Genomic DNA, 25,785 nt, shown 5'->3' with positions numbered 1-25,785 from the left:
CTGCCGGTCAGTTCTCGGAGGCTGTCGCAGCGCCGCCGCTATTGCCAGAGCCATTGGCGTTGGTTCCGCCGCCGCCGGCCACGGATCCGGCGTGCGCCGCGATCTTGTCGAAGAAGCCGTATTCGAGGGCTTCCGGGGCCGTGAACCACTTGTCGCGGTCGTTGTCCTTGAGGATGGTCTCCACGGCCTGGCCGGTCTGGTCAGCGGTCAGCTCGGCCATGACCTTCTTCATGTGCAGGATCAGCTCGGCCTGGATCTTGATGTCCGACGCCGTGCCGCCGATGCCGCCGGAGGGCTGGTGCATAAGGATGCGGGCGTTGGGGGTGGCGTAGCGCTTGCCCTTGGTACCGGAGGAGAGCAGGAACTGGCCCATGGACGCGGCGAGGCCGGTGGCAACCGTAACAACATCGTTCGGGATGAACTGCATGGTGTCGTAGATGGCCATGCCGGCGGTGACGGAGCCGCCGGGTGAGTTGATGTAAAGGTAGATGTCCCTTTCAGGATTCTCCGCCGAGAGCAGCAGCAGCTGGGAGCAGATCGCGTTGGCGTTATCGTCGCGGACCTCGGAGCCGAGCCAGATGATGCGCTCTTTCAGCAGGCGGTTGTAAATGTAGTTATCCTGGGCTGCCGGATCGACAGTAGCCATCCGGGGTGCCCCTGCTTGCTGTGACATATGTACTTACCTCTCGCTGGCGACGGTGACGCCACTGGACGACATCACTGAACTTTCCTACAGCGACACTAACCGTTTTCACGCCCGCTTTGTTCGCTGGCGCGGGGCTGTTCGCTGACGGCGCACGATTGCCGGGACCGCGCAAGCGGGGTCCCTGATGCGCGGCCTTCGCGGCTTTCATCCGACCGCGGCAACAGGGTCCAGCCGGCAGCCTCGGGCTTAAAACGAACGGCCCCCGGATCGGTGATCCGGGGGCCGTCAGCGCTAATGCTAGAACTTCACTGCTGCGGGGTCATCGCTGGGCGTGGCCTCGGTGGCTGCGTCTTCTGCGGTGGCTTCTTCCTCAACGGACTCGGCGGCCGGGGCTGCCTCGTCGCCGGGGCGGACGAAGTCGCTCAGGTCAACCTTGTTGCCCTCGGAGTCGGTAACCTCGGCCTGGCCCAGGACGACGGCCAGTGCCTTGCGGCGGCGGACCTCGGAAACCATCATGGGAACCTGGCCGCTCTGGTCGATGATCTGGGCGAACTGGTTCGGGTCCATGCCGTACTGGCTGGCGGTGGTGACGATGTAGTCGATCAGCTCGTTCTGGCTGACGTTGACTTCTTCCTTCTCGGCGATTGCGTCAAGGATGATCTCGTTCTGGAAGGCGCGCTCTGTGTTGGCCTTGACCTCGGCGCGGTGCTCCTCGGTGTCGTGCTCGCCTTCACCGTGGGCGTTTTCGGCGTTGAAGTGCTGCTCAAGCTGCTCTTCGACGATCGATGCAGGGACGGGAACCTCGACGAGCTCAACGAGCTTGTCCAGGACCTTGTCGCGGGCCTCGACACCCTGTTCAACAACCTTGGACTCGGCGGCCTGCTTGGCGAGGTCCTCACGGAGTTCGGCCAGGGTGTCGAATTCGCTGGCGAGCTGGGCGAAGTCGTCGTCGGCGACGGGGAGCTCGCGCTCCTTGACGGCCTTGACGGTGACCTTGACCTGAGCGGCCTCGCCGGCGTGCTCGCCGCCAACCAGCGTGGTGTCGAAGATGGCGTCTTCGTCGGCGCTGAGGCCGGTGACGGCCTCGTCGAGGCCTTCGAGCATGGTGCCGGCGCCAACCTGGTAGGACAGGCCGGAGGCGGAGTCAACGTCGGCGCCGTCGATCGAGGCTGCGATGTCGATCGTGAGGAAGTCGCCATCGGCGGCCGGACGGTCCACTGACTTCAGCGTGCCGAAGCGGCCGCGGAGCTCGTCCAAGGCCTTGTCGACGTCGGCGTCCGAGGACTCGGCGGCGGCGACTTCAACCTTGATGCCGGCGTAGTCCGGCAGTTCGACCTCGGGGCGGATGTCAACCTCGGCGTGGAACTTGAGTTCGCCGTCAGTGGCGGACGGGTCCGGCACCTCGGTGATCTCGACCTCGGGACGGCTCAGGGGGCGAATGCCGGTTTCCTGCACTGCGGCCTGGTACCAGCCGTTGAGGCCTTCGTTGATGGCCGTCTCCAGGACGTAGCCGCGGCCAACGCGCTGGTCAATGAGCTTGGACGGGACCTTGCCCTTGCGGAAACCGGGGACCTGGATCTGCGAAGCAACAGTCTTGTATGCCTCTGCGATGCTGGGCTTCAATTCCTCAAAGGGGACCTCAACATTGAGCTTGACCCGCGTGGGGGTGAGGTTCTCGACAGCGCTCTTCACAGTCTAAGTACTCCTGGTGTGGGGGGTATGGGGTTCTGCATTGCCACGTGCTGGCAGTGCTTGCAGAGTCGGGGTGACAGGATTTGAACCTGCGACTTCCTGCTCCCAAAGCAGGCGCTCTAGCCAAGCTGAGCTACACCCCGTAAGTGCACAGAACAGTCTACGGTCATACTGTGTCGATTTGCACATTTGACACCGGGGCCCTGAATTGGGTTTAGTTGTATCCGGCTTGAACAGCCGACCGGAAGTTATGCTGGAGTTCCAGCAATATCCCGGGGACGTAGCTTAATGGTAAAGCCTCAGTCTTCCAAACTGATTACGCGGGTTCGATTCCCGTCGTCCCCTCGGAAATATGACGAAAAAAGCCCCTCTGCGGAGGGGCTTTTTTGTGTCTGTTTCATGCAGCTTGCATGCCTGCCGGCATATGTTCCGGATCAGGCCTGCTGGCACCGCGGACACCAGTACAGTTTCCGCGCAGCCAACTCCGTGAGCGCCACGGGCGTGCCGCAGTCACGGCAGTCCAGCCCGTGCCGCCGGTAGACGAAGTGCGCGTGGTCCGGGTCCGGCAGCACGAGGCGGGACGCGCCAGCCCCGGTCCCGTTCCAGTACCGCGGCGGCGTCGTAATTATCCGGCCGTCCCGGACGCCGTCGGCCATCATTGCCACGGTGTCGTCCCAGAGCCGGCGGGCCGCGCCCGGTGACAGTTCGGCCCCGGGCAGCCAGGGGTTCAGGCGCTGCCGGAACAGCAGTTCGGCCCGGTAGACGTTCCCGACGCCGGCAATCACCTTTTGGTCCATGAGCAGGCCCGCCAGCGGTGTGCGTTTGGCCGCCACCGTGGCGGCGAATGCGTCCCGGTCGCCGGGCCGGTTGCGCAGCGGGTCCGGGCCGAGCCGCGCCAGCACAGCCGCCGCCTCCGCCTCCGTGATCGCCTCGCACGTGGTCGCGCCGCGCAGATCCGCCCAGCCGTGCCCGCTTACCAGCCGGACGCGGACGGCGCCCACCGGTTCCGGCGGCCCTGCGTATGCGGCCACAACGTCGGCCGGTTCAGCCGCGCCGCCGTCGTCGTAGAACTCCCGCTCCCCCACCTTCCGGGGCGCGCCGATGCTGGAGGCGCCGCGGAAGCTGGCGTCGCCGCCGAAATCCCAGGCGCCATAGAGGCCCAGGTGGACATGCAGGAGAAGCCCGTGCTCGAACTCGAGGAAGAGATGCTTTCCGTGCGCGGTCGCCGAGGTCATGACGTGGCCGTCCAGCAGGGCGGCGCCCGGGGCAAACCGCCCCTGCGGGCTCGAAACTGTCAGCTTCTCGCCCGCGAAAACGTCACCGAACTGGCGCGCCAGCCGGTGAACGGAGTGCCCTTCCGGCACTAGTCGATGACCTCGCCAGTGCGCTCGTACGTGGCGATCTTGCCGATCCGGCGGACGTGGCGCTCGTCGTTGCTGAACGGCTCCGTCAGGAAGGCCTCGATGATGTCAGTGGCTTCATCAACGCTGTGCTGGCGGCCGCCGACGGCGACGACGTTGGCGTCGTTGTGTTCCCGGGCGAGCTGCGCCGTGGACAGGTTCCATGCCAGCGCGGCACGGACGCCCTTGACCTTGTTGGCGGCGATCTGTTCGCCGTTGCCCGAGCCGCCGAGGACGATGCCCAGGGCGTGGGTTCCGGCTTCCTGGTCCGCGACGACCGCGAGGGCGGCGTTGATGCAGAACGACGGGTAGTCATCCAGGGCGTCGTAGACCTTGGGTCCATGGTCCACCACCTCGTAGCCCTTGGCGCTGAGGTGGCTGACAAGATGGGCGCTGAGCTCCATGCCGGCGTGGTCGGTGGCAATGTGCACGCGGGGGAAGTCAGAAATGGTCACGGCTGTTCCGTTCAGTTGCGGCGCCAGACGGCGGCGGGGGCGGGTTGGGGTCTGGTCCAAGCGTACTAGGCGGAGCCTTCCGGGACGGTGCTCCGGTTGGCCGGAGGCCTTCACGGAACTGTCGTGTTACACGGCGGGCGTCTCGCCATTGCGCCGGGCCCGGTCCGCCACCCGGGACAGCGTTTGGGCAATGTTGTCCGCCGCTGTGGCGCTTCCGCCACTCACGGCCAGCCGGCGCCCGTCCGAGCGGTCGATGACCACCGCGGGGCCGCTGCTGACCAGCATCGCCGTGGTGTTGCCATGGCTTCGGTATCCCCACCCGCCATAGTCCGCCGCGATGACGTCCCTGGGCGTGGCAGCGTCGATGGCCGCGGCCGGAACATCCATGACCCGGACGAATCCTGCTGCGAAGACGCGCAGGCCGCTGCGGTCGACCCGGATCCGGGCCACCAGGAATGCCGCCGCCACCAGGGCCGCGGCCACCAGGAGGACAGACAGCCACGGCACGGCAACGGTGAGGAGGGCGGCAGGCAGCAGCGTCGCGATGCCCAGCATGACGAAAATCGAGCTGCGGGCGTGGACCCAGAGGCTGACCCGGTCTCTGGCCAATTCCGGATCCTGTTCGCGTTCGAGGGCCTGCCGGACGGCGAGGTCGTCATCGACAGACCAGCGTTCGTCGGCCTTGAACACGAAACCCATGACGACGCCCAGGGCGAGGGCCGCGCCGCTACCGAGGGCCAGGACTGAGGCGTCCACATGGGATCCCCGCGCATCGGGCAATCCCAGCTGGCCCACGAGCACGGCGGCGAGGACGGTGGTGACGAAGAGGCTCATGGACAGGCCGGCGCCCATCATGATGCGGCGCATCATCACGGGGCGGGACAGCGGCACTGCCTGCAGCAGCACGGCCCAGCCGATCACCACGATCAGCGAGGCACCGGCTCCCGTGACTGCGGTGAACGGGGCGAAGTCGGCGGCACCGGCGCCGGTCCAGCGGATGGCCAGCGGCTCGGGCAGCTCCGGGCGGACCAGAAGCGCGCACACCACGAATCCGACCGCCAGCATCAGCGGGAAACCGATGGCAAAGCGCAGCGCCCTGGCATCGACTGAGTCACGGATCTTTCCCATACCCCCAACGCTACCCCGGCCGCACGTGCCGCGATTGGGAAGCCGTGCCGCGCGTATCCGGCGCGGCTTCGCGCCGCATCCGGCGCTCCATCTTGCCATCGGGCCACGGCGGTGAGTGAAATTGTGATCGGGCTAACTTGCCACGGGCCGCTGACGTGAAAGAATAATTTCACAGTATCGCCGGCGGCTGCGGCCGGCCGGCAGTATCCATCTTCTTCTGGAGGCCCCTTTGCCCGGTATGAACCTGACCCGCGCCGAAGCCCGCGAGCGCGCCGCCCTGATCGACGTCGACTCCTACGACGTCAGCCTTGACCTGACGCGCGGCGAGAAAGTGTTCGGCTCCACCACTGCCGTGAAGTTCAGGGCCACGCCGGGGTCTTCGACCTTCATCGACGCCGTGACCCACGCCGTGCACAGCGTGAGCCTCAATGGCCGCGAACTGGACCCGGCCGAGGTCTCCGACGGCGTCCGGATCCAGCTCCCGGACCTGGCGGCCGAGAACCACCTGCTCGTGGTGGCTGACGCGCCCTACATGAACACCGGCGAAGGCCTGCACCGCTTCGTAGATCCGGTGGACAACGAGGTCTACCTGTACACCCAGTTCGAGGTCCCGGACTCGCGGCGAATGTTCGCCGTCTTCGAACAGCCCGACCTCAAGGCCAGCTTCACGTTCACCGTCACCGCCCCCTCGCACTGGGACCTCGTCTCCAACTCCCCCACCCCGGTGCCGGTGGAGACCCTCCCCGGCGAGGACGGGGGCGCCCGCTCCGTCTGGGAGTTCACGCCCACTCCGCGGCTCTCCTCCTATGTCACCGCCCTGATCGCCGGGCCGTACCAGTCGGTCCGCAGCGAAGTCACCTCGGCGGAGGGCCGGGTCACTCCCCTGGGCATCTTCGCCCGCAAGTCGCTCATGCAGTACCTCGATGCCGACAACATCTTCGCGCTCACCCGGCAGGGTTTCGAGTTCTTCGAGGCCCAGTTCGGCTGCCCGTACCCGTTCGAGAAGTACGATCAGCTCTTCGTGCCGGAGTTCAACGCCGGTGCCATGGAAAACGCCGGCGCGGTCACCATCCTGGAAGGCTACGTGTTCCGCGGCAAGGTCACCGACGCCCAGGTGGAACGCCGCGCCATCACCGTGCTGCACGAGCTCGCGCACATGTGGTTCGGTGACCTCGTGACGATGCGGTGGTGGAACGACCTCTGGCTCAACGAGTCCTTCGCCGAATACATGTCCCACCTCGCCGCCGTGGAGAACACCGAGTTCGACCACGCCTGGACCACGTTCGCCTCCGTGGAGAAGTCCTGGGCGTACCGGCAGGACCAGCTGCCCACCACGCACCCGATTTTCGCCGAGATCAACGACCTCCAGGACGTCGAGGTGAACTTCGACGGCATCACGTACGCCAAGGGCGCCTCGGTGCTGCGCCAGCTCGTCGCCTGGGTGGGCCCGGAGGAGTTCATGTCCGGGGTGCGCGAGTACTTCAGCAAGCACGCCTGGCAGAATACCGAGCTGAGCGACCTCATGGCCGAACTCGAGAAGGCCAGCGGCCGTGACCTCGAAAAGTGGGGGCAGCTCTGGCTGGAGACCGCCGGCGTCAACACCCTGACGCCGGAGATCTCGGCGGACGCGGACGGCACCATCGGCTCCTTCGCCGTTGTGCAGTCGGCGATCGAGAGCGAGCCGACGCTGCGGCCGCACCGCCTCGCCGTCGGCTTCTACAACCTCAACGGCGCTGGCAAGCTGGAGCGCGTGCACCGGGTGGAGCTCGACGTCGACGGCGAGCGCACCGACGTTCCGGCCCTGGCCGGTCTGGCCCAGCCGGACCTGATCCTGCTCAACGACGACGACCTCGCCTATGCCAAGGTCCGCCTGGATCCGAAATCGCTTGCCACCGCGACGGCCCACCTGAAGGACTTCAGCCAGAGCCTCCCCCGCACCCTCGTGTGGGGCTCGGCCTGGGACGCGGCGCGCGACGGCGAATCCCCGGCCCGCGGATACGTGGACCTGATCCTGGCCAACATTGCCGAGGAATCCGATTCCTCCGTGATCCTGGTCCAGCTCCGGCAGCTGGCCACCACACTGACCTTCTACGTGGCCGAGGAACACAAGGAAGCCACCACGGTGGCCGCGACCGATCGGCTCTGGGATCTCGCCTCGGCTGTGCCGGCCGGTTCGGACGCCCAGCTGCAGTTCGTGAAGTCCTACGCCCTGCTGGCCCGCAGCGCCGGGCAGCTGGACACGGTGTCCGGGCTGTTGGACGGCTCGCTCACCCTCGACGGGCTGAGCGTGGACCAGGACCTGCGCTGGGAGCTGCTGGCGTCCCTCGTGGCCGGCGGCCGCGCCGGGCAGGAGCGGATCGACGAGGAACTGGCGCACGACAACACCTCCAACGGCCAGAACGCGGCGGCCCTGGCCAAGGCCGCCATCCCCACTCCGGAGGCCAAGGCCGAAGCCTGGGAATCGATTGTGGTCAAGGGCGATCTGTCCAACGCCCTGCAGGGCTCCGCGGTGGCCGGTTTCACCCGGGTCCTGGACACGACCCTGCTGGAGCCGTACGCCGAGAAGTACTTCGAGGCCGTCCCGGGCATCATGGCCAACCGAACCCACGCACTGGCCTCGCAGATCGTCGTCGGGCTCTACCCGGCCCAGCTGACCACGCAGGCCACCGTGGACCGCACGGATGAGTTCCTGGCCTCGCTGCCGGCGGACAGCTCGGCGCTGCGCCGGATGATGCTGGAGAACCGCGACGGCGTGGAACGCTCCCTGCGGGCCCGCCAGGCCGACGTCGGCTAGGAAAGTCACCCCTGCCCCCCGGCAATCCTGGAACCCCGGCGGCGCCTCCGTGCGGCGCCGGGGTTCCGTCGTTCTAGGCTGGAGTCATGAGCCTTGACGAACACCGCTACGCACTGACTATCCGCTGGACCGGGAACCTCGGGGCCGGGACGTCCACGTACCGCGGTTACTCACGCGACCACGACGTCGAGATCGCCGGGCTGCCGGTGTTGCGCGGCTCGGCCGATCCGACCTTCCACGGGGACCGGGAGCGCTACAACCCCGAACAGCTGCTCCTGGCCGCGCTCTCGCAGTGCCACATGCTCTCCTTCCTGCACGTGGCCGTGAAGCACGGCGTGGTGGTGACGGCCTATGAGGACCGCGCCGAAGGCCTGATGCGGACCAACCGGGACGGCAGCGGGCAGTTCGAATCCGTCATGCTGAAGCCCAGGGTGACCGTGGCGGGATCGGCGGCCCCGGATCTCCTGGAGGAGCTCCACGTCGAGGCCAACAAGGTCTGTTTCATCGCCCGCAGCGTCAACTTCCCGGTACTGCACCAACCCACGGCCGTGGTGGAGGGCCAGCCGGACTGAACACCTTCCGCCGGCACCGTCATTCGGGCCCGTCAGCCGGCACCGTCAGCCGGGCACGGCTGAGGCCTCTGCCCTGTACTCGGCCACGATCCGGCGTTCCGTCTCCGGGCTCATCCCGGCTTTGCGTTCACGGCCGAGCCCGCGGCGGCGTTCGTCCTCCAGCGTGTCCCGCAGGGTGTCCATCCAGGGCCGGATGCGGAGTCCGGCCGCCCTGGCAGCGTCATTGCTGCGGGCCGTGAAGCCCTCGTGGCCTGGCGGCAGCCACAGCGGCAGCGAGTCCGGACCGGCCCAGTAGTTCGCACCGTGGGACGCCAGCCAGTCCCCAAGGGCGACAACCGCCTCCGAGTCGGCGTCGGCGAGTTGACGCGATTCCTCCAGATAGGCGGCAAAGGGGGCCGGCTCGCCGACGGCGTTCAACGCCCCGGTGGTCCCGATTTCAGCGGCGGTGAGGATCCAGGCCGCGAGGTCGCGGACGTCGATGATCTGGGTGGCGTCGGCGGGGATGTCCGGGACCAGAACGGGATCGTCGTCCCGGGCAAAACGGGCCGGCCAGTACCCGTAACGGTCCGAGCCGTCCCCCGGTCCGCCGATCAGGCCGGCGCGGCAGAGGTGCGCCTTGTCCCCTGCCAGTTCCCGGGTCCACTGTTCGATCGCGGACTTGGCTTCCCCGTAGTTGTCCATCGTCAGTTCCGTGCCCGGAGCGAGCGGTGGGAGCAGCTGAGCGTCTTCGGCGGCGCCGGCCACGGAATGGTCCGCGTAGACCGAGCAGCTGGAGATGAAGGTCCAGTGCCGGGCCGGGCCGGCCAGCGCCTCGAGCGCCTCCCGCGCCTGGTCAGGGTCCCGCGAAACGTCGACGACGGCGTCCCACGCGCCGCTGCCGGCGGCCCCCTCGTAGGCTGCCTTCCCCTGCGAGCGGTCCGCGCGCAGCCAGGTGGCGCCGTCGGGCGGCGCGGAGGCCGTGCCGCGGGCCAGACAGGTGACGTCGTGGCCGGCGACCAGGGCCTGCCGGGCTATTTCCGCTGACAGGAAGACGGTGCCGCCGAGAACCAGGATGCGCATGGGGCCACGCTACGGCGCTAATGTTGAAGTAGACCAGAGTGTTATGCGCCCGGCGAACGCCATGCGCCTTTCCGGACGTCCAGCCCTGCTGCCGGCCGGCAGCAGGGACGCAGTAAACAAGGAGTTTTCCCTCACCGATGATCAGCCTGACCACCATCGAACCAATCACCGCACCGGACATCTCGGCTGTCAACCTGCCGGGTGGCCTCATCAGCTTGGGCATCGGCGTCGCCGTGTGGCTGGTGGCATCCTTCGTGATCACCGGAATCACCAAACGAGTTGCGGCGGGCAGCACACTCTTCAAGAAGTCGCACTTCCGCTGGGTGGCTCCGGCCTTCCGCGCCCTGGACCATGAACGACGCGTGCAGCGGGCAGAGACAATCGGCGCACTGCTCCGCAGCGTGGTCGGCGTCCTGATCGCCGTGCTCACCATCGTGTACGTGCTCAAGTACCTGGATGTAGACGTTGCGCCGATCCTGACGAGCGTCGGAATCCTCGGTGTGGCCATCGGCTTCGGTGCCCAGCAGTTGATCCGCGACTTCCTGGCCGGCATCTTCATTACCTTCGAGGACCAGTACGGCATTGGCGACATCATCGAGACCTCCGAGGTGGTGGGCACGGTGGAGGCCATGAACCTGCGGATCACCCGAGTCCGGGCCGACGACGGCACCATCTGGTACCTGCGCAACGGCGAAATCCTGCGCGTGGGCAACCGCTCCCAGGGCACCTACATCCCGCCCGAGACGCCCGCGGCGGACGAGGCCGGCGCCGCACCCCAGCAGAAGGCCGGAGAATAGAGAAATGACGATTCCCAGCGCCGGCGACACCAGCCAGCCCCGGCAACTGCTGCAAAACGATCCGTTCAGCCAGCCCGGCTACACGGACAACTTCTATGACGCGGTGGGCGGCCACGAGACTTTTGTGAAGCTGATCGACGTCTTCTACGACGGCGTCGCGACCGATCCGCTGCTGCGCGCCATGTACCCGGAAGAGGACCTCGGCCCGGCCAAGCGACGCTTCCTGATGTTCCTGGAACAGTACTGGGGCGGCCCCACGACGTACGGCGAGGAGCGCGGGCACCCGCGGCTTCGGATGCGCCACATGCCGTTCCGGGTGACGCCGGAGGCCAAGGAGCGCTGGCTGTTCCACATGCGCGCCGCGGTGGATGCCCTGGAGCTGCCGCCGCTGTACGAGGGAACGCTCTGGGACTACATGGACCGGGCAGCCCTTTCCATGGTGAACAGCCCGTCGGAGGCCTGAGCGCGAACGGTGCCTGAAGCCTCCTTGAAGCTTCCTAGAGCCCGGTGCCGGTCCGAACCAGCACGTGGCCGCGGGTGCCGCTGAGCCGGAACCAGCGCCCGGCCCGGTAAAGCCGTTGTTCGCCGTCTGCCAGGAAGCCCAAGGTCAGCGCGGCGAACGCGGCGCCTGCGGGCAGGCCGCCGGTGTCGGGCAGTTCCCGGCCCCAGACCGTGGCCCGGGCGTTGTTGACGATCAGCGCCCCCGGCTTGTCCGGGATGATCGCGGCGATCTCCCTGATGCCGGCCTCGGCGGCGGCCCGCAGTTTGCTGTCCTTGACGGTGCCGAGCAGTTCCCAGCCGGCCCGCGGGGCCCCGATCCCGGCCCACGACTCGCTGACGGTCACCGGCGGGACGGGAAGTTCGACGTCGTGCTCCCCGGCCCGTGCCAAACGGTCCAGCACGGCGGACAGCGGCACTGTGACGTCAGTGTCCGCCGGCTGTGCCAGCGCCATGGTCCGCAGACCCAGGATGGTGGGCGTGGCTTCGCCCAGGAGCCGGGGCCGCAGGACGCAGACGTAGGCGGCCAGGACCGGGCCCGCGGCTTGGAGCCGGATGGCGCCGTCGTCAATGGACTTGGCACGCGTGGCGAAGGTGCGCAGGTCATCGAGATCGCGGGGATCGGAGAACTGCAGGGGCTGGGTTAGGACATCAGACACACTACCGACTCTACCGGCTGCGCTTCTTTGGAGCGCCGCCGCCTGCCGTCTAGAGTCAGACCATGACTGAAGCCGAAGCCGGACTGCTGGGGCTCCCGACCCAGGACCCCACCTCCTCGCTCATCCAGCTCCTCAACCTCGGCGAGCTCGAGGGCGCGCGGACGGACGAGGACATCTTCATGGGTCCCTCCCAGCAGCAGCCCAGGCAGCGCGTTTTCGGCGGCCAGGTGCTGGCGCAGTCCCTGATCGCCGGCAGCCGCACCGTCGACCCGGACCGCAGTGTCCACTCCATGCACGGCTACTTCCTCCGCCCGGGAGACGCCAACAAGCCGATCACCTTCGGGGTGCAGCGCCTGCGCGACGGCCGGTCCTTCTCGGCCCGCCGCGTCCACGCGTACCAGGAGGGCATGCCCATCCTGTCGATGATCGCGTCCTTCCAGGCCGAGGACGAGGGGATCGAGCACCAGTCCGAGATGCCCGCCGGGATCCCGGACCCCGAATCGCTGCCCAGCACCGCGGATCTGCTGGGCAAGTTCGATCACCCCGTGGCCCGGCACTGGGCCTACGAGCGGCCGTTCGATATCCGCCACGTCGATCCGGCGCTGTATGTCTCGGCCAAGGGGCCCAAGGAAGCACGCAACGCCGTCTGGATGAAGACCTTCGGTCCCATGCCCGACGACGCCGGCCTGCACCGGGCCGCCCTGGCCTACGCGAGCGACTACACCCTGCTGGAATCCATCCTCCGCAGGCACGGGATGAGCTGGATTACGCCCGGGATGTCCGTGGCGAGCCTGGACCACGCGATGTGGTGGCACCGGCCGGTCAGGGTGGACGAATGGCTCCTGTATGTCCAGGAATCGCCCAGCGCCCAGGGCGCGCGGGGTCTCGCCACCGGCAAGATCTTCAGCCGGGACGGCCGGCATGTGGCGACGGTGGCCCAGGAAGGCATGGTCCGCGTGCCGAACGACTTCAAGAACACAGTGAAGGGCGCCGTGCAGGCCGCCGTCTAGTCGAGAGTGCTGCAGCACCAGATGCGCAAGGCCGAGCGCAGCTAGCCCGCCCGTCCGCTGGCTAGTCCCAAGGCACGAAAAAGCCGGCTCCCCGCGCGGGGAGCCGGCTTTTTCGTGGCGCTGAATTTTTTCGTGGCGCTGTAAGCCTTGCGGGCTTAGTCGCGGGTGAGGCGGCGGTGCGTGACGCGGTGCGGCTTGGCCGCGTCCGGGCCGAGGCGCTCCACCTTGTTCTCCTCGTAGGACTCGAAGTTGCCCTCGAACCAGTACCACTTGGACGGGTTCTCCTCGTCGCCTTCGTAGGCCAGGATGTGGGTGGCCACCCGGTCCAGAAACCAACGGTCGTGCGAGACGACGACGGCGCAACCCGGGAATTCGAGCAGGGCGTTTTCGAGGCTGCTGAGGGTTTCGACGTCGAGGTCGTTAGTCGGTTCATCGAGCAGCAGCAGGTTGCCACCCTGCTTGAGGGTCAGCGCCAGGTTGAGGCGGTTGCGCTCACCACCGGAGAGCACCCCGGCCTTCTTCTGCTGGTCCGGGCCCTTGAAGCCGAAGGCGGCCACGTAGGCGCGGGAAGGCATTTCGACGTGGCCGACCTGGATGTAGTCGAGCCCGTCGGACACGACTTCCCAGAGGGTCTTGTTCGGGTCGATGCCGCCGCGGCTCTGGTCGGCGTAGGAGATCTTGACGGAATCGCCGATCTTCAGTTCGCCGCCATCGAGCGGTTCCAGGCCCACGATGGTCTTGAAGAGCGTGGACTTGCCGACACCGTTGGGGCCGATGACGCCGACGATGCCGTTGCGGGGCAGCGTGAAGGACAGGCCGTCGATCAAGGTACGGTCATCGAAGCCCTTCTGGAGATCCTTGGCCTCCAGCACGAGTCCGCCAAGGCGCGGTCCCGGCGGGATCTGGATCTCTTCGAAGTCGAGCTTGCGGGTGCGGTCCGCCTCGGCGGCCATTTCCTCGTAGCGGGCCAGACGGGCCTTGGACTTGGTCTGGCGTCCCTTGGCGTTGGATCGGACCCATTCGAGTTCCTCGGTCAGGCGCTTGGCCTGCTTGGCGTCCTTCTTGCCCTGGACTTCCAGGCGGGCACGCTTCTTCTCCAGGTACGTGGAGTAGTTGCCCTCGTACGGGTAGAGGTGGCCGCGGTCCACTTCGGCGATCCACTCGGCCACGTGGTCAAGGAAGTACCGGTCGTGGGTCACGGCCAGGACGGCGCCGGAGTAGTTGGAGAGGTGCTGTTCGAGCCACAGCACGCTCTCCGCGTCGAGGTGGTTGGTGGGCTCGTCGAGCAGGAGCAGGTCCGGCTTCTGCAGCAGGAGCTTGCACAGTGCCACGCGGCGGCGCTCACCACCGGAGAGCAGGGTGACATCGGCATCGGCGGGCGGGCAGCGCAGTGCGTCCATGGCCTGTTCCAGCTGGGAATCGATATCCCAGGCGTCAGCCGCGTCGATCGCTTCCTGCAGCTGTCCCATTTCCTCGAGGAGGGCATCGTAGTCAGCGTCCGGGCTGGCCATTTCCTCGGAGATCTCGTTGAAGCGCAGGATCTTGCCGTAGATTTCACCGACGCCTTCCTGGACGTTGCCCAGGACGGTCTTGTCTTCGTTCAGCGGCGGCTCCTGCAGCAGGATGCCTACCGTGTAGCCGGGGCTGAGCCGGGCCTCACCGTTAGAGGGAGTGTCCAAGCCTGCCATGATCTTCAGAATGGTGGACTTACCGGCACCATTCGGGCCGACAACGCCAATCTTGGCCCCCGGGAAGAAGGACATGCTTACGTCATCAAGGATGAGTTTTTCGCCGACAGCCTTACGGGCCTTGGTCATTGTGTAGATAAATTCCGCCATGCCTACAAATCTAGTGGTTCGGCCGGGATAACTCACATTCCGTAAGCCGCGATGCGCCCCCGGGACGGCCCGGCTGCCGCAGCCATTGCTTTTGCAGTTGCCTCATTGTCCCCTGTTGCACCCGCGGCCGTGCCCGGCCCTGGACGGATCGGTTCAGTCCTGGACGCCCACGAGGCAGCCGCCCGAGGCCAAGACCGGCAGCACGCCGACAGTGACGCTGCCGTTCCGGATCTGGGCAACGATGCAGCTGCGGCCGTCGCGCACGCCGGCCTCGACGGCGCCGGCAGCCAGGCCGGTGGGCGTCCGGCCTGCGGTGACTTCCACCTCGCCTGCCGGAATCCCGGCGCTGACCAAAGACTCGCGGATGCGCGCTGTCTGGGGCTGGCCCCCGCCGCGGACGGCGGCGTCCAAGACCGACTCGACCTTGGATTTCATGTCGGAACCTGGTGTCCCGGTCCCGCCGGTGCGCGTCGGCCCAGACGGGGCCGGGGACGCAGCGGACGTCGCGCCTTCAGAATGCCCGGCTCCAGAGCCCCCGACTCCGCTGCCGCCGGCCGGCGTCGCACAAGCGGAGGTATTGGGCAGCAGCACGAGCAGGAGCAGGAGCACCACGGTTGCGGCCCCCGGAACGGCCCGGCCGCGGCGGCTGGCCCCGCCCGCGGCGGTAGTCACCGTCCTCGGTCCCGCAGCGGCGGCCGCCGCGGGTCCTGCGGCGATCCTGGCGTGTTGCATCCGGCAATTCTGCCACGCTGTGGTGCCCCGATCCGGCGTCCTCGGCATGGCCCGCCGCCCCCGGGATTCAGGCTGCGGCCCCTGTCAGTTCGCCGGTTTCCTGGTCCACCGCCTCTTCCTCGCCGCTCGCGTCATTGATGAAGGTCGCATGGCGGTCGGCGTCGTCGTCCCCGCCAGCATCACCGCCTGTATCCCCTGGTTGGGTCTGGGGTCCGGCGTCGTCGCCGTCCCCACTACCGGGTGCACCAGGGGCACCGGCGCCGGAGCCGGCCTGGATTCCGGTTCCGGATGAGCGGATGAAGTTGGCAGTTCCCCACATGAGGTCGTGGCCGACTGACTCCGCATTGATCTCGGCGTCGTGGTAGACCCTGCCGTCCTTTTCCCAGCTGCGCATCTTCAGCCGGCCAACCACGATGACCCGCTGTCCTTTCTTGATGCTGCAGCCCATGTTGCCGGCCAGTTGCCGGTATCCCTGGACGGTGAACCAGTTGGTGTTGCCGTCCACCCAGGTGCTGGAACCGCGGTCGTAGCGGCGCTCGGTGGCGCCGAACCGAAAGGACGCCGTGGCCACGCCACCCGGGGTGGTCGCACTTCTGATCTCCGAGGCGACGAAGCCACGGACGGTAATGTTGTCGCTCATTCTCATGTCCTGTCTCGAATTGTCGTGCCCAGCCGGGCAGTTCCAGCTTCCCGCCGCGGGCCGCCGCTGGGGAGGGGCCGGCTGTGCCATGTGGAAAACTTCCTGCAGTGGCCATGGGGGCCGTGTCGGGGATGGTCCCCGCCGCAGGGCCGGCCACCGTCCAGGGTTGACCCCCACCGGCCGTCCGACACTGTAAACTTTTTGAGGCTTCCCCCGGCAGCGGCCGGTGGGTACCACAGTGCCCCAGTAGCTCAGGGGATAGAGCAGCGGCCTTCTAATCCGCCGGTCGGGGGTTCGATTCCCTCCTGGGGCACAAGAGAGCGGCCCTGACCTGCGACAACGCAAGGTCAGGGCCGCTTCCTATTTCATCTCCTATTTCAACCAGAACGTCAGATCCACTTGTTGTGTTTGAACGTCAGGAACAAGATCCCACCCATGCCGATCATGAGCGCGAGTGCCATCGGATAGCCGAAGATCCAGTCGAGCTCGGGCATGTCGCGGAAGTTCATGCCGTAGATCGACGCGATCAACGTCGGCGCGAACAGGATGGCAGCCCACGACGAGATCCGCTTGACCTGCTCGTTTTGGGCGAAGCTCGACTCCGTCAGGAGCCGCATTTCGTCGTTCTGCCGCTGGGCAACGAGGGCTGCGTTGACGGCCAGCGCGTTTTGCAGCAGCGCCCGGAAGCCAGACACCCGCTCCCCCAGCCGGATGGCGTGGTCCAGGACGTCGCGGAAATGGTCCTGCAGTTCGGGGTCCGGCACCCCGTCCGGGCCGGTGCCCATAAGGCTCTGCAGGATTCCGGCAAGCGGGGCCGTGGCACGCTGGAACGTGATGACCTGGCGGGACAGCTCATAGATCCTGCGCGATACACCGGGATCGGCGGCGAACAGGTCATCTTCGATTTCATCGATGTCGTTTTCCAGCCCCGCGGCCACCGGCTCGTACTCGTCCACCACCTGGTCCAGAATCGCATACAACACCGCATCCGGACCGAGCGCCAGGAACTCCGGCTCGGACTCCATGCGCCGGCGCACCCGGGCCAGATCGGGAGACTCTGCCCGGCGGACCGTCACCACAAAATCCGGGCCGGCGAACACATGGATCTCGCCGAACTCGACCTTCTCCACTTCGTCCAGGTACCGGGCGGGCCGCAGCACCAGGAACAATGTCTCGCCATAGTGCTCCAGCTTGGCCCGCTGGTGGCCGGCGAGCGCGTCCTCCACGGCCAGGTGGCTGAGGTCGAATTCCTCGGCCACCGAGCGCAGCTCTTCAGGGTCCGGCCGGTAGAGCCCGATCCAGGCCATGCCCTCGCGCTGCCGCAGGAGAAAATACGTCTCCTCGAGGCCTTCCGGGTCGGCGGTCCGGTGACCGTCCACATAGACGGCGTTGTCAATAATGGTCACGGCCGCGCCTCCTCTTCAAGGCAATCCCTTGGCTGTGACGTTATACCGTGGCCGGGCCGGTGCCAACAGCCCGTCCTGGCCCATGACAGCCGGCGGGTTTGCCGGGAAGAAGGCCCCCAGACGACGCTCTCCCGGGCCTCGGCAGGCAACGTCACCGGCATGGCGGTTCGCCCGAACCGCGCGCCCAACTGCCCGGACACCCCACCAGCCATCAGCACGCTTAGTATTGAGTGGACCGGCAGGCCACCAGAGAAAGTCTGTGTGCCCTGCCCGCAATCGAAAGGCACGGCCGCTATGACCGAGACACCCCGCAGCTTCGACCCCAACCATCCCGACGATGTCCGGACCACCCAGCCCCCGGGCGCCGCCGACGCCGGGTCCGGGACCGGGACCTCCGAGGTTGAAACGTCCCGCCCAGAGGCACCCGCGGCGCCGGCGCCCGAGCCGGCCCGCGCCCCGGAAGCCCGCCAGGTCACCCGCGCGGGAATGGTCTGGGCCGCGGTTGCCTGCGCGCTGGTGGTGCTGATCGTGCTCATCGCCTTCATCCTGCAGAACCAGGAATATGTGCAGGTGAAGTTCTTTGGCCTCGAAGGGTCGGTCCCGCTCGGCATGGCATTGTTCATTGCGGCCGTCGGTGGCGGCGTGCTTGTCGCCATCGCCGGAGCCGCCCGCATCATCCAACTGCGCCTCGCCGCGCATCGTGTCCGCCGACAGGCCAGCGGCACGCGCACGCGCTAGGCACCAGGCGCTACCCTCTTTCCATGCGCGAAGCAGAACCCCGGAGCCAGGCCGCCATTACCACCGCCGCGGCGGACTGGGCCGACGTCGGGCGCCTCTTCGGCGTCCGCGGCGAACCCTCACGGTGCTGGTGCCGGTTCTTCGCCTTGACCGGCAGCGAGTGGTCCGCGTCGACCCCGGAGGAGCGCAAGAGCCAGTTGCGGGACAAGTTCGACGCCGGCCAGCCGGCGCCCGGGGTCCTGGCCTTCCGCGACGGGAATCCAGTGGGCTGGTGCGCCGTCGAGCCCCGCGGATGTTATCCGAGGATCCTGCGCTCGAAGGTTCTGGCGTCCGCCCCTGACGTGGTCCGGGACCTCGGCGGGAACCAGGTGTGGTCGGTGAGTTGCTTTGTCGTCTCCGCCGGCCAGCGCCGGACCGGTGTGGCGGGGGCGCTGCTTGCAGCCGCCGTCGAGCACGCCTTCGCCCACGGCGCCACGGTGGTGGAGGGTTATCCGGTCGATCCCGCCCAACGGCCCAAGGCGGGCCCGGCAGACCTCTATCACGGCACGGTGGGGCTCTTCCTGGCCGCCGGTTTCACGGTGGTCAGCGACGCGGTGCCGGGGCGCGCCGTCGTCCGCCTGACATCAGCGCCCCCGGCCGGCGCCCACCGCGGGCCTTAAGGCAGCGTCAGGATCACGGGCCCGTCCGCGGTGATGGCCACGGTGTGCTCGCTGTGCGCGGCGCGGCGACCGTTCGCGGAACGGAGGGTCCATTCGTCGTCGTCATGGTAGTAATCGTCCTTGCGGCCGAGAATCAGCATCGGCTCGATGGCGATGACCAGGCCCTCGGTCAGTTTGATGCCGCGGCCGGGGCGTCCGTCGTTGGGCACGGGCGGCTCGGCGTGCATGGTCCGGCCGATCCCGTGGCCGCCGTGGTCGGCAAGCAGCCCGTACCCTGCCCGGCGCGCCGCCCCGCCGATCGCGTAGGCGAGATCCCCCATCTTGTTCCCGATCCTTGCCGCGTCGATCCCCCGAAACAGGGCGGCGTCGGTGGCCTCGATGAGGGCCTGGTCCACCGGGTCCGGGGTCCCCACGATAAAGCTGACGGCGGCATCGCCGCACCAGCCCTCCAGGAACGCGCCGCAGTCCACACTCAGCAGGTCCCCGTCCTGCAGCCGGTACTCATTGGGGATGCCGTGGACGACGGCGTCGTTGACGGACGTGCAGATGACCCCGGGAAACGGCACTGCCGCCCACCGCGGCCGGTAGTTCAGGAACGCCGGCGTGGCGCCGGCGCCAGCGATGGACGCTGCGGCGACGTCGTCCAGTTCCTTGAGCGAGACGCCCACGGCGGCGGCGTCCCGGACCCTCCCCAGCGTGTTGGCGACCACCCGGCCCGCCTCGCGCATCAGGGCGATCTCTTCAGGACTCTTGATCATGGACATGGGTTTCCTTCCGACGCGGAGCCGCGGCTTGCTGGGTTCAACTCTAAAGCCCGCCGCAGGATGTCTACAGTGGCCTCATGGTCACCTCTGAACTGATTGACGCGATCCGCGGCCCGCTGCGGGCGGCAGCCGATCCAGGCCGCGCCGCGGGGGCGCAGGCCTATATGAAGTCGCAGATGCCCTCCCTGGGCGTGCGGGTTCCCGAGGTCCGCGGGATCGTCAAGGCAGCGGCCGCGGCCCACCCGCCGGGCAGCCTGGCGGAACTGCAGTCAACGGTGCTCGCGCTGTGGCGGAGCGCCAGTTGCCGTGAGGAGCGCTATGCCGCGATCGAGCTGACGGGGCTCAAGCTCGCCGCCGGGGAGCTCAGCATGCTGGCACTCTACGAGGAAATCATCCGCACCGGAGCCTGGTGGGACCTGGTGGACGGGGTGGCGCACCGGCTGGGCACCCTCTTGCGGGCACACCGGGCAGAACTGACGCCGGTGCTGGGGCGCTGGAGCAGGGACGACGACTTCTGGGTCCGGCGGGCCGCCATCACGGCGCAACTGGGGGCGAAGGCCGCCACTGACACGGCCCTCCTGGCCGCCGTGATCGAGGCCAACCTCAATAATCCGGAGTTCTTCATCCGCAAGGCGATCGGGTGGGCGCTGCGCCAATACGCCAGGACGGATCCGGCCTGGGTGCAGGCGTTCGTGCAGCGGCACTGGGACGAACTCAGCCCGCTCTCCCGCAAGGAGGCGCTCAGGAACCTGCCGGCCTAGATGATCGGCCGCGTGGTGACCGGCTCGTCCGACTTGCTGAACAGCAGCTTGGTCTTCGGGTCCAGGAAGATCAGGTACAGGGCAAACAGCAGGGCGATGATCGCCGCGGCGTTGCGGGCCAGCGCCAGGGCCAGGCCCAGGTCAGCGGTCTGCAGGTACGGGAAGACGTCCAGCTGGTCCGAGATCGCGTACACCATGAAGAAGGACACGATGAAGTAGAGCGCCTTGACCTGCCAGTCGTCGCGGATGCCGGTGACGGCAAAGAGCGGGATGAGCCAGACGATGTACCAGGACTGGATCATCGGGGACAGGAGCACGACGGCGGCGAACGCCAGGGTGAGCCGGCGCATCAGGCGGTCGTAGTCACCGCGGAAGATCTGCCAGGCGACGATCCCGACGGCGAGCAGCTTGCCGGCGTCGAACGCCCACTTGGCCAGTCCCCAGCCGTCGAGCCCGAAGGTGTTGGCGATAGATGCCACGATCAGGCCCATCAGGCCAACGGGCGCGTACCAGATCCAGATGCTGCCCGGGGCGGACAGCCCGTTGATCCAGCCGAAGCCGAAGCCATTGACCCGGCTCATGAGATACAGCAGGGCCAGGCTGATGCCGGCCGTGAGGGCCCAGAAGACGAACTTGCGCGGCCAGCTGGCGCCTTTGCCCGCCCAGAGCAGGCCGATGAACGGCAGGAAGACAACCGTGATCGGCTTGACCGAGATGGACAGCGTGACCAGCACGATCCCGAGGATCACCCGGCGGGTGGCGCAGTAATAAAGGCCGGCCAGGGCAAGGCCGATCATGAGGGAGTCGTTGTGGACGCTGGCGATGAAGTTCGTAAGGAACAGCGGGTTGGCTGCCGTCAGCCACAGGGCCCGGTTCGGGTTCACGCCGTGCAGCTCGGCCAGTTTCGGCACGTAGATCACGCACAGGACGACGCCCACCAGTGCGGCCACCCGGAACAGCATGATGCTGCCTTCGGGGTGCACGTTGGTGGCCCAGACCACGAACTGTTCGATCCACAGGAACAGCTGGCCGTAAGGGACGGGCGCCTCGGTCCACATCCTGTCGGCGCCCAGCTGGAAGTAGTTGGACAACGCCGAAATGCCGTTTTCGTAGGGGTTGAAGCCCTCCACCATGAGCCGGCCCTGGCCGATGTAGGCGTAGACGTCGCGGCTGAACAGCGGCACGGAAAACATCAGCGGCAGGCCCCAGGCCGCCGTCGCCTGGAGCGTGGCCTTGCGGGCGCCTGCTCCCCAGACCCTGACGCGCTGGCCGAGCCGCAGCCAGGCGCGGACCAGCAGCATGCCGCCGAAGGCCAGCAGGACAATGGACAGGGCGACGCCCCAGGGCTCGGTGCGCATCCAGATGAACAGCGGAACACGGCGAAGCTCGGACGCGGGGGCCAGCCAGCCGACGCCCATCGAACCGATCGTCATGAACAGCGATCCCAGGAACCCGGCAAGGATCGGGGACCGGGGGTTGTCGACGTCGCCAACGGCAGCGTCCCCCAACGGGGTGAGCTCAGCCGGGCTGAGCGCAGACCGGCCGGACGCAGAGGAGCGGGCGGTGGACGTGCGGGACGTACCGGCAGCCGTTTCCCCCGCCGCAGGCACAGGCGCCGTCATGTCAGGATCGTCCTATCTGTTGGGGCCATAATTCCGCCCACAGCCGGCCGCATTGTCCGGCCCGGGGCTCCGCGTTGACGAAATAAGTTGACGAAATAATTCGACGGCCGCGTATCCGAAATCCTAGCACCGGACGGCTCCGTGGCGTCGGAACGGTTAGGCTGGGCGGGTGCCTATTACTAACGAACGCATCGTCTGGATCGACTGCGAAATGACCGGCCTGGACACCAAGAATGACGCCCTCATCGAGGTGGCCGCCCTGGTGACCGATTCGGAGCTCAACATCCTCGGTGACGGCGTCGACGTCGTGATCAAACCCGACGACGCCGCGCTGGCCCAGATGAGCGACTTTGTCCGCGACATGCACACTCGGTCCGGCCTCCTTGAAGAGCTCCCGCACGGCAAGACCATGGCCGAGGCGCAGACAGCGGTGCTCGACTACATCAAGAAATGGGTGCCGGACCCCAGGAAGGCCCCGCTCGGCGGAAACTCCGTGGGCACCGACCGCGTGTTCCTTGTCCGCGACATGCCCGAAGTGGTGGAGCACCTGCACTACCGGGTCATCGATGTGAGCACCATCAAGGAGCTCTCCCGCCGCTGGTTTGCCCGGGCCTACTTCCAGTCCCCCGCCAAGCTGGGCGGACACCGCGCCCTCGGCGACATCAAAGACTCGATCGACGAACTCCGGTACTACCGCGAGGCCGTGTTTGTCCCCGCGCCCGGACCGGACAGTGCCACGGCGCAGCGGATCGCCAAGCGCGTCATGGGCGGCGAAGCGGCCGCGCCCGCCCCGGCGGAGTAGCGGCACGCCGCAGGGACCCGCCGGCGACTCCCGCCGCAAGGACCTGGCGCAAGAAAGTAATCTGCGCCACGTTTTGCGGAAATTTTGGTGAAAATCGCAAAAGTGGCAAAACCATCCCCAAACAACAGGTAAGCTATTTGTCGTTGCCTTTCCAGCCAGCCGGTTCGCCGGAGGACCTGGTACGGCACATGGTGGGCGTAGCTCAGTTGGCAGAGCGCCTGGTTGTGGTCCAGGAGGTCGCGGGTTCAACCCCCGTCGCTCACCCTCATGAAGGACGGCAGTGATTGTCCGACCTTTTCCAAAGGCCGCACCGGATATCCGGTGCGGCCTTTGTTGTCTGTACCGAGTTTTTTGTCTGTGTCTGTGTCCGTTTCCATGTCCGTTTCTGTGCTGGTGCTGGATCGCCGCTGTACGGGCCGGCCGTGGATGGCTCGGAGTACGGCGCAGTTGTCCCGGGATCTGTCATTGGAAGGAAACGCAGTGAAGCGCACGCTCTTTGAAGAAGACCACGAGATGTTCCGTGAGATGGCGGCCGAGTTCAACGTGCGCGCCATTGCCCCGCACTACGCCCAGTGGGACGAAGAGCACATGATGTCCCGGGAACTGTGGTCGGCGGCCGGCGAACAGGGCCTGCTTGGTCTCGCCGTGCCGGAAGAGTTCGGCGGCATGGGAATGTCCGACTACCGCTTCCGGGCAGTGCTCGACGAGGAATTCGCCAAGAGCAACCACCTCGCGGTCGGCCTCGCCTTCCACCTGCACGACGACATGGTCCTCCCCCACCTGCTTGCGTACGGTTCCGATGACCTCAAGGCCCGCTGGCTGCCGGGCATGGTCTCCGGCGACAAGGTCACCTCGGTTGCCTGGACCGAACCGGGTGCCGGCTCCGACCTGCGCGGCATCCGCACCAAGGCCATGCGCGACGGCGACCACTGGCTGATCAGTGGCCAGAAGACGTTTATCGGCAACGGCATCTCCGGCGACGCCTCCCTGGTCCTGGCCCGCACCGACGGCGGCACCGGACGCGGAAACCACGACTCGTTCTCGCTCTTCATGGTCCAGAAGGGCGAGGGCTACAACACCGGCAAGCAGCTGGACAAGATGGGCCTCAAAGCTTCGGACACGGCCGAATTGTTCTTCGACAACGTCCGCGTCCCGCACGCGGATCTCGTGGGTGAGGAAGGCAAGGGCCTGCAGTACGCGGCCGAACAGCTCCCCCAGGGCCGCCTAGCGATCGCCGTGGCCAGCTCCGCCGTCGTGCGCGCCACCTACGAGGCGACCGTCCGCTACACGAAGGACCGCAACGCGTTCGGCGAGCGGATCATCGACTTCCAGAACAGCCGCTTCGAACTCGCCGACATCCTCACGGAGGTCGAGGTCACCGAAACCTACGTGGACCAGGCCATGCTGGCGTTCAACGCCGGGGAGCTCGACGCGGCCGGCGCTGCCCGCGCCAAGCTGTGGGCGTCCGAGCGGGCCAAGTCCGTCACGGACCGCTGCCTCCAGCTCCACGGCGGCTACGGCTACATCATGGAATACCCGGTGGCCCAGGCCTACCTCGCCGCCCGGCTGCTGACGATCTTCGGCGGCACCAACGAAATCATGCGCGACGTCGTCGGCCGCACCATCGCCGGCTGAGCCGCCGCACCCCCAACAGCACCTGAGGAACTTTACTGACATGACCGTCCTGCCCATCACGATCTGGGGCGAGCCCGTGCTGCACCGCCGGGCCGCGGAAGTCGAAGTCTTCGACGACGAGCTCCGCACCCTGATCGCCGACATGTTCGAGACCAACGACGCCGCCAACGGCGTCGGGCTGGCTGCCCCCCAGGTAGGGGTCGGCAAACGGCTCTTCGTGTACAAGTACGACAACGACGACGGCGCCCCGCCCACCGGCGTCGTGGTCAATCCTGTCCTGACGCTCTCCAAGATCTCCGGCGCGCTGCCGGACCCCGACGAGGAAGAGGAAGGGTGCCTGTCCTTCCCGGGCGGCCAGTATCCGCTCAAGCGGGCGGAGTGGGCCAGGGTCCAAGGTTTCGACGGTGACGGGAAGCCGGTGGAATTCGAGGCAACCGGCTGGTTCGCCCGGGTCATCCAGCACGAGTACGACCACCTCGATGGCAAGCTCTACGTGAACCGGCTGATCGACCGTTATGCCCGCAAGGCCATGAAGCAGGCCAAGCGCAGCGGCTGGGGCGTTTCCGGCCTGACCTGGATGCCGGGCGTGGATCCGGACCCGTTCGGCCACTGACGGCAGGCAGTTAGGCGCGGCTGTACGCGGATTTTCCCCACCTTTGACGCCGATGCGCAGGAAATCGCCGGCGGTTTGGCGGGACGCGCCGGCGGCGGGTCCCAAAGGTGGGAATTTCGGCGGAATTTCCCCAGTTCAGAAGCTGCCCGTCGGCTAGCCGCCCGAGGTGCGGTCGACGGCGGCCAGGATGGCGGCGCCGAGCTCGGCCGGCTTGGTGAACTGCGGCCAGTGACCGGTGGGCAGGTCCACGTAGTCGACGTCGCGGATCCGTGCGAGTTCCGCCACGTACGGGTGGCCCCCGGCAATCATTTCCTTGAGCATCGAGGACGGGAATTCGCAGGCAATGACGGTGGCCGGGACGTCGAAACGGCGTTCATCCTTGAGCTGCTGCCGGTCCTGGGCCACGCCGCGGGGCTGCGGGACGGCACGGGCGCGGAACATGGCACGCAGGCTGTCGGTCAAGTCGGTGAGGTCCGCGTCCTCGAAGAGCTCCCACGGCGGCAGCGGCACGTCGTCGCCGTCGGCCGGGAGTTCGTCGTTGATGACGCCACCGTCGGCGAGCGGACCGCTGTCCACGTAGATTGCCCGGGCCACCCGGTCCGGGCGGGCATCGACGGCGCCATGGATGATGGCTCCGCCGCCGGAGTGGCCCACAAGGACCACGGGCGCATCGAAGGAATCGATCTTGGCCACGACGGCGTCGATGTGGGTGCGCAGGCCGATGCCGGCGCGCGGCGCGTCGGCCGACTCCAGGCCCGGCAGCGTCAGCGGGTAGACCTTATGCCCGGCCGCGGCGAGCGGCGGGGTGACGACCGCCCACGATGAGGCGTCCAACCAGAATCCGGGTACGAGGATGATGTCCATG

General features: G+C 67.4%; 25 protein-coding genes and 4 tRNA genes. 14 read left to right on the top strand and 15 right to left on the bottom strand.

The features are described 5' to 3' along the window. Positions 1-7: 7 nt before the first annotated feature. From M2428_RS08885 to M2428_RS08875, 3 genes are all read right to left on the bottom strand, one after another. The gene (locus M2428_RS08885; RefSeq protein ID WP_277525606.1) at positions 8-646 is read right to left on the bottom strand and encodes an ATP-dependent Clp protease proteolytic subunit; all 639 of its coding nucleotides are present in this window, start codon (positions 644-646) and stop codon (positions 8-10) included. Positions 647-943: 297 nt separating this feature from the next. Continuing rightward, complete coding sequence (gene tig, locus M2428_RS08880) at positions 944-2,338, bottom strand: trigger factor (RefSeq protein ID WP_277525605.1); 1,395 nt, start codon at positions 2,336-2,338, stop codon at positions 944-946. 68 nt (positions 2,339-2,406) lie between these two features. Beyond that, positions 2,407-2,481 (bottom strand) — tRNA-Pro (locus M2428_RS08875). A gap of 131 nt (positions 2,482-2,612) precedes the next feature. Here M2428_RS08875 and M2428_RS08870 point away from each other — a divergent pair. Beyond that, positions 2,613-2,683: transfer RNA gene (locus tag M2428_RS08870), tRNA-Gly, on the top strand. Between the two features lie 89 nt (positions 2,684-2,772). On the opposite strand, the gene M2428_RS08865 is transcribed toward M2428_RS08870, so the two are convergent. From M2428_RS08865 to M2428_RS08855, 3 genes are all read right to left on the bottom strand, one after another. After that, complete coding sequence (locus M2428_RS08865; RefSeq protein WP_277525604.1) at positions 2,773-3,702, bottom strand: DNA glycosylase; 930 nt, start codon at positions 3,700-3,702, stop codon at positions 2,773-2,775. Next, positions 3,702-4,193 carry a ribose-5-phosphate isomerase gene (locus M2428_RS08860; RefSeq protein ID WP_277525603.1) on the bottom strand — a complete coding sequence of 164 codons (492 nt, stop codon included), beginning with the start codon at positions 4,191-4,193 and terminating at the stop codon, positions 3,702-3,704. The genes M2428_RS08865 and M2428_RS08860 overlap by 1 nt, the downstream gene beginning before the upstream one ends. A gap of 126 nt (positions 4,194-4,319) precedes the next feature. Continuing rightward, positions 4,320-5,321, bottom strand: coding sequence for a hypothetical protein (locus tag M2428_RS08855; RefSeq protein ID WP_277525602.1), 1,002 nt, complete (start codon positions 5,319-5,321; stop codon positions 4,320-4,322). Between the two features lie 238 nt (positions 5,322-5,559). On the opposite strand from M2428_RS08855, the gene pepN reads away from it, so the two are divergent. Both pepN and M2428_RS08845 read left to right on the top strand, forming a co-directional pair. Further along, complete coding sequence (gene pepN / locus M2428_RS08850; RefSeq protein ID WP_277525601.1) at positions 5,560-8,115, top strand: aminopeptidase N; 2,556 nt, start codon at positions 5,560-5,562, stop codon at positions 8,113-8,115. Between the two features lie 86 nt (positions 8,116-8,201). Continuing rightward, positions 8,202-8,687, top strand: coding sequence for an OsmC family protein (locus M2428_RS08845; RefSeq protein ID WP_277525600.1), 486 nt, complete (start codon positions 8,202-8,204; stop codon positions 8,685-8,687). Between the two features lie 45 nt (positions 8,688-8,732). Here the strand turns inward: M2428_RS08845 and M2428_RS08840 are convergent, their stop codons facing one another. Beyond that, positions 8,733-9,746 carry an epimerase gene (locus tag M2428_RS08840; RefSeq protein ID WP_277525599.1) on the bottom strand — a complete coding sequence of 338 codons (1,014 nt, stop codon included), beginning with the start codon at positions 9,744-9,746 and terminating at the stop codon, positions 8,733-8,735. Between the two features lie 137 nt (positions 9,747-9,883). On the opposite strand from M2428_RS08840, the gene M2428_RS08835 reads away from it, so the two are divergent. Together M2428_RS08835 and M2428_RS08830 are read left to right on the top strand one after the other, a co-directional pair. Then, a complete protein-coding gene (locus M2428_RS08835; protein ID WP_277525598.1) occupies positions 9,884-10,543 on the top strand; it encodes a mechanosensitive ion channel domain-containing protein in 660 nt (219 codons plus the stop codon). A gap of 4 nt (positions 10,544-10,547) precedes the next feature. Then, entirely contained in the window at positions 10,548-11,006 is a 459-nt protein-coding gene (locus M2428_RS08830; protein WP_277525597.1) for a globin, read from the top strand. A 34-nt stretch (positions 11,007-11,040) separates the two neighbouring features. Here the strand turns inward: M2428_RS08830 and M2428_RS08825 are convergent, their stop codons facing one another. Further along, positions 11,041-11,700, bottom strand: coding sequence for a hypothetical protein (locus tag M2428_RS08825; protein ID WP_277525596.1), 660 nt, complete (start codon positions 11,698-11,700; stop codon positions 11,041-11,043). A gap of 62 nt (positions 11,701-11,762) precedes the next feature. On the opposite strand from M2428_RS08825, the gene M2428_RS08820 reads away from it, so the two are divergent. Continuing rightward, positions 11,763-12,710 (top strand): acyl-CoA thioesterase II, encoded by a 948-nt coding sequence (locus tag M2428_RS08820; RefSeq protein ID WP_277525595.1) that lies wholly within the window; start codon positions 11,763-11,765, stop codon positions 12,708-12,710. 155 nt (positions 12,711-12,865) lie between these two features. Here the strand turns inward: M2428_RS08820 and ettA are convergent, their stop codons facing one another. The 3 genes from ettA to M2428_RS08805 all read right to left on the bottom strand — a co-directional run bounded on the left by ettA (position 12,866) and on the right by M2428_RS08805 (position 15,920). Beyond that, positions 12,866-14,548 (bottom strand): energy-dependent translational throttle protein EttA, encoded by a 1,683-nt coding sequence (gene ettA, locus M2428_RS08815; RefSeq protein WP_277525594.1) that lies wholly within the window; start codon positions 14,546-14,548, stop codon positions 12,866-12,868. 153 nt (positions 14,549-14,701) lie between these two features. After that, positions 14,702-15,280: a hypothetical protein gene (locus tag M2428_RS08810; RefSeq protein ID WP_277525593.1), complete on the bottom strand. Its 579-nt coding sequence runs from the start codon at positions 15,278-15,280 to the stop codon at positions 14,702-14,704. A 67-nt stretch (positions 15,281-15,347) separates the two neighbouring features. Next, positions 15,348-15,920 (bottom strand): single-stranded DNA-binding protein, encoded by a 573-nt coding sequence (locus tag M2428_RS08805; protein ID WP_277525592.1) that lies wholly within the window; start codon positions 15,918-15,920, stop codon positions 15,348-15,350. 240 nt (positions 15,921-16,160) lie between these two features. On the opposite strand from M2428_RS08805, the gene M2428_RS08800 reads away from it, so the two are divergent. Further along, positions 16,161-16,233 (top strand) — tRNA-Arg (locus tag M2428_RS08800). 76 nt (positions 16,234-16,309) lie between these two features. On the opposite strand, the gene M2428_RS08795 is transcribed toward M2428_RS08800, so the two are convergent. After that, positions 16,310-17,326 (bottom strand): magnesium and cobalt transport protein CorA, encoded by a 1,017-nt coding sequence (locus tag M2428_RS08795; RefSeq protein ID WP_277525591.1) that lies wholly within the window; start codon positions 17,324-17,326, stop codon positions 16,310-16,312. Between the two features lie 294 nt (positions 17,327-17,620). Between M2428_RS08795 and M2428_RS08790 the strand changes: the two genes are divergently transcribed. After that, positions 17,621-18,064, top strand: a complete 444-nt coding sequence (locus tag M2428_RS08790) for a lipopolysaccharide assembly protein LapA domain-containing protein (RefSeq protein ID WP_277525590.1) — start codon at positions 17,621-17,623, stop codon at positions 18,062-18,064. A gap of 23 nt (positions 18,065-18,087) precedes the next feature. Continuing rightward, entirely contained in the window at positions 18,088-18,723 is a 636-nt protein-coding gene (locus M2428_RS08785; protein WP_277525589.1) for a GNAT family N-acetyltransferase, read from the top strand. Here M2428_RS08785 and map read toward each other — a convergent pair. Further along, the gene (gene map, locus M2428_RS08780) at positions 18,720-19,487 is read right to left on the bottom strand and encodes a type I methionyl aminopeptidase (protein WP_277525588.1); all 768 of its coding nucleotides are present in this window, start codon (positions 19,485-19,487) and stop codon (positions 18,720-18,722) included. The genes M2428_RS08785 and map overlap by 4 nt on opposite strands. 77 nt (positions 19,488-19,564) lie before the next feature. Between map and M2428_RS08775 the strand changes: the two genes are divergently transcribed. Next, entirely contained in the window at positions 19,565-20,248 is a 684-nt protein-coding gene (locus M2428_RS08775; protein WP_277525587.1) for a DNA alkylation repair protein, read from the top strand. On the opposite strand, the gene mptB is transcribed toward M2428_RS08775, so the two are convergent. After that, positions 20,245-21,870, bottom strand: a complete 1,626-nt coding sequence (mptB, locus tag M2428_RS08770; RefSeq protein ID WP_277525586.1) for a polyprenol phosphomannose-dependent alpha 1,6 mannosyltransferase MptB — start codon at positions 21,868-21,870, stop codon at positions 20,245-20,247. The genes M2428_RS08775 and mptB overlap by 4 nt on opposite strands. A 169-nt stretch (positions 21,871-22,039) precedes the next feature. Between mptB and orn the strand changes: the two genes are divergently transcribed. The 4 genes from orn to def all read left to right on the top strand — a co-directional run bounded on the left by orn (position 22,040) and on the right by def (position 24,920). Further along, positions 22,040-22,672, top strand: a complete 633-nt coding sequence (gene orn, locus M2428_RS08765) for an oligoribonuclease (protein WP_277525585.1) — start codon at positions 22,040-22,042, stop codon at positions 22,670-22,672. Between the two features lie 191 nt (positions 22,673-22,863). Beyond that, a tRNA-His gene (locus M2428_RS08760) sits at positions 22,864-22,936 on the top strand. 216 nt (positions 22,937-23,152) lie between these two features. Then, on the top strand, positions 23,153-24,307 hold the full coding sequence (locus M2428_RS08755) for an acyl-CoA dehydrogenase family protein (protein ID WP_277525584.1): 1,155 nt from the start codon (positions 23,153-23,155) through the stop codon (positions 24,305-24,307). 40 nt (positions 24,308-24,347) lie between these two features. Next, positions 24,348-24,920 (top strand): peptide deformylase, encoded by a 573-nt coding sequence (gene def / locus M2428_RS08750; protein WP_277525583.1) that lies wholly within the window; start codon positions 24,348-24,350, stop codon positions 24,918-24,920. Between the two features lie 153 nt (positions 24,921-25,073). Here def and M2428_RS08745 read toward each other — a convergent pair whose 3' ends face one another. Further along, the gene (locus M2428_RS08745) at positions 25,074-25,784 is read right to left on the bottom strand and encodes an alpha/beta hydrolase (RefSeq protein WP_277525582.1); all 711 of its coding nucleotides are present in this window, start codon (positions 25,782-25,784) and stop codon (positions 25,074-25,076) included. Between the last annotated feature and the right edge of the window lies 1 nt (position 25,785).

Source organism: Arthrobacter sp. ES3-54 (assembly GCF_029504395.1).
Taxonomy (GTDB): domain Bacteria; phylum Actinomycetota; class Actinomycetes; order Actinomycetales; family Micrococcaceae; genus Arthrobacter.
Note: the sequence above shows the minus strand (reverse complement) of the source record. Positions and strands in the feature narration are given on the sequence as shown.

What these genes read in the sequence shown, in the direction of transcription:
- M2428_RS08885 (WP_277525606.1), bottom strand. Translation starts at nt 646, where the DNA reads ATGGCTACTGTCGATCCGGCAGCCCAGGATAACTACATTTACAACCGC.
- M2428_RS08855 (WP_277525602.1), bottom strand. Translation starts at nt 5,321, where the DNA reads ATGGGAAAGATCCGTGACTCAGTCGATGCCAGGGCGCTGCGCTTTGCC.
- pepN (WP_277525601.1), top strand. Translation starts at nt 5,560, where the DNA reads ATGAACCTGACCCGCGCCGAAGCCCGCGAGCGCGCCGCCCTGATCGAC.
- M2428_RS08845 (WP_277525600.1), top strand. Translation starts at nt 8,202, where the DNA reads ATGAGCCTTGACGAACACCGCTACGCACTGACTATCCGCTGGACCGGG.
- M2428_RS08840 (WP_277525599.1), bottom strand. Translation starts at nt 9,746, where the DNA reads ATGCGCATCCTGGTTCTCGGCGGCACCGTCTTCCTGTCAGCGGAAATA.
- M2428_RS08835 (WP_277525598.1), top strand. Translation starts at nt 9,884, where the DNA reads ATGATCAGCCTGACCACCATCGAACCAATCACCGCACCGGACATCTCG.
- M2428_RS08830 (WP_277525597.1), top strand. Translation starts at nt 10,548, where the DNA reads ATGACGATTCCCAGCGCCGGCGACACCAGCCAGCCCCGGCAACTGCTG.
- M2428_RS08820 (WP_277525595.1), top strand. Translation starts at nt 11,763, where the DNA reads ATGACTGAAGCCGAAGCCGGACTGCTGGGGCTCCCGACCCAGGACCCC.
- ettA (WP_277525594.1), bottom strand. Translation starts at nt 14,548, where the DNA reads ATGGCGGAATTTATCTACACAATGACCAAGGCCCGTAAGGCTGTCGGC.
- M2428_RS08810 (WP_277525593.1), bottom strand. Translation starts at nt 15,280, where the DNA reads ATGCAACACGCCAGGATCGCCGCAGGACCCGCGGCGGCCGCCGCTGCG.
- M2428_RS08805 (WP_277525592.1), bottom strand. Translation starts at nt 15,920, where the DNA reads ATGAGCGACAACATTACCGTCCGTGGCTTCGTCGCCTCGGAGATCAGA.
- M2428_RS08790 (WP_277525590.1), top strand. Translation starts at nt 17,621, where the DNA reads ATGACCGAGACACCCCGCAGCTTCGACCCCAACCATCCCGACGATGTC.
- M2428_RS08785 (WP_277525589.1), top strand. Translation starts at nt 18,088, where the DNA reads ATGCGCGAAGCAGAACCCCGGAGCCAGGCCGCCATTACCACCGCCGCG.
- map (WP_277525588.1), bottom strand. Translation starts at nt 19,487, where the DNA reads ATGTCCATGATCAAGAGTCCTGAAGAGATCGCCCTGATGCGCGAGGCG.
- M2428_RS08775 (WP_277525587.1), top strand. Translation starts at nt 19,565, where the DNA reads ATGGTCACCTCTGAACTGATTGACGCGATCCGCGGCCCGCTGCGGGCG.
- mptB (WP_277525586.1), bottom strand. Translation starts at nt 21,870, where the DNA reads ATGACGGCGCCTGTGCCTGCGGCGGGGGAAACGGCTGCCGGTACGTCC.
- def (WP_277525583.1), top strand. Translation starts at nt 24,348, where the DNA reads ATGACCGTCCTGCCCATCACGATCTGGGGCGAGCCCGTGCTGCACCGC.
- M2428_RS08745 (WP_277525582.1), bottom strand. Translation starts at nt 25,784, where the DNA reads ATGGACATCATCCTCGTACCCGGATTCTGGTTGGACGCCTCATCGTGG.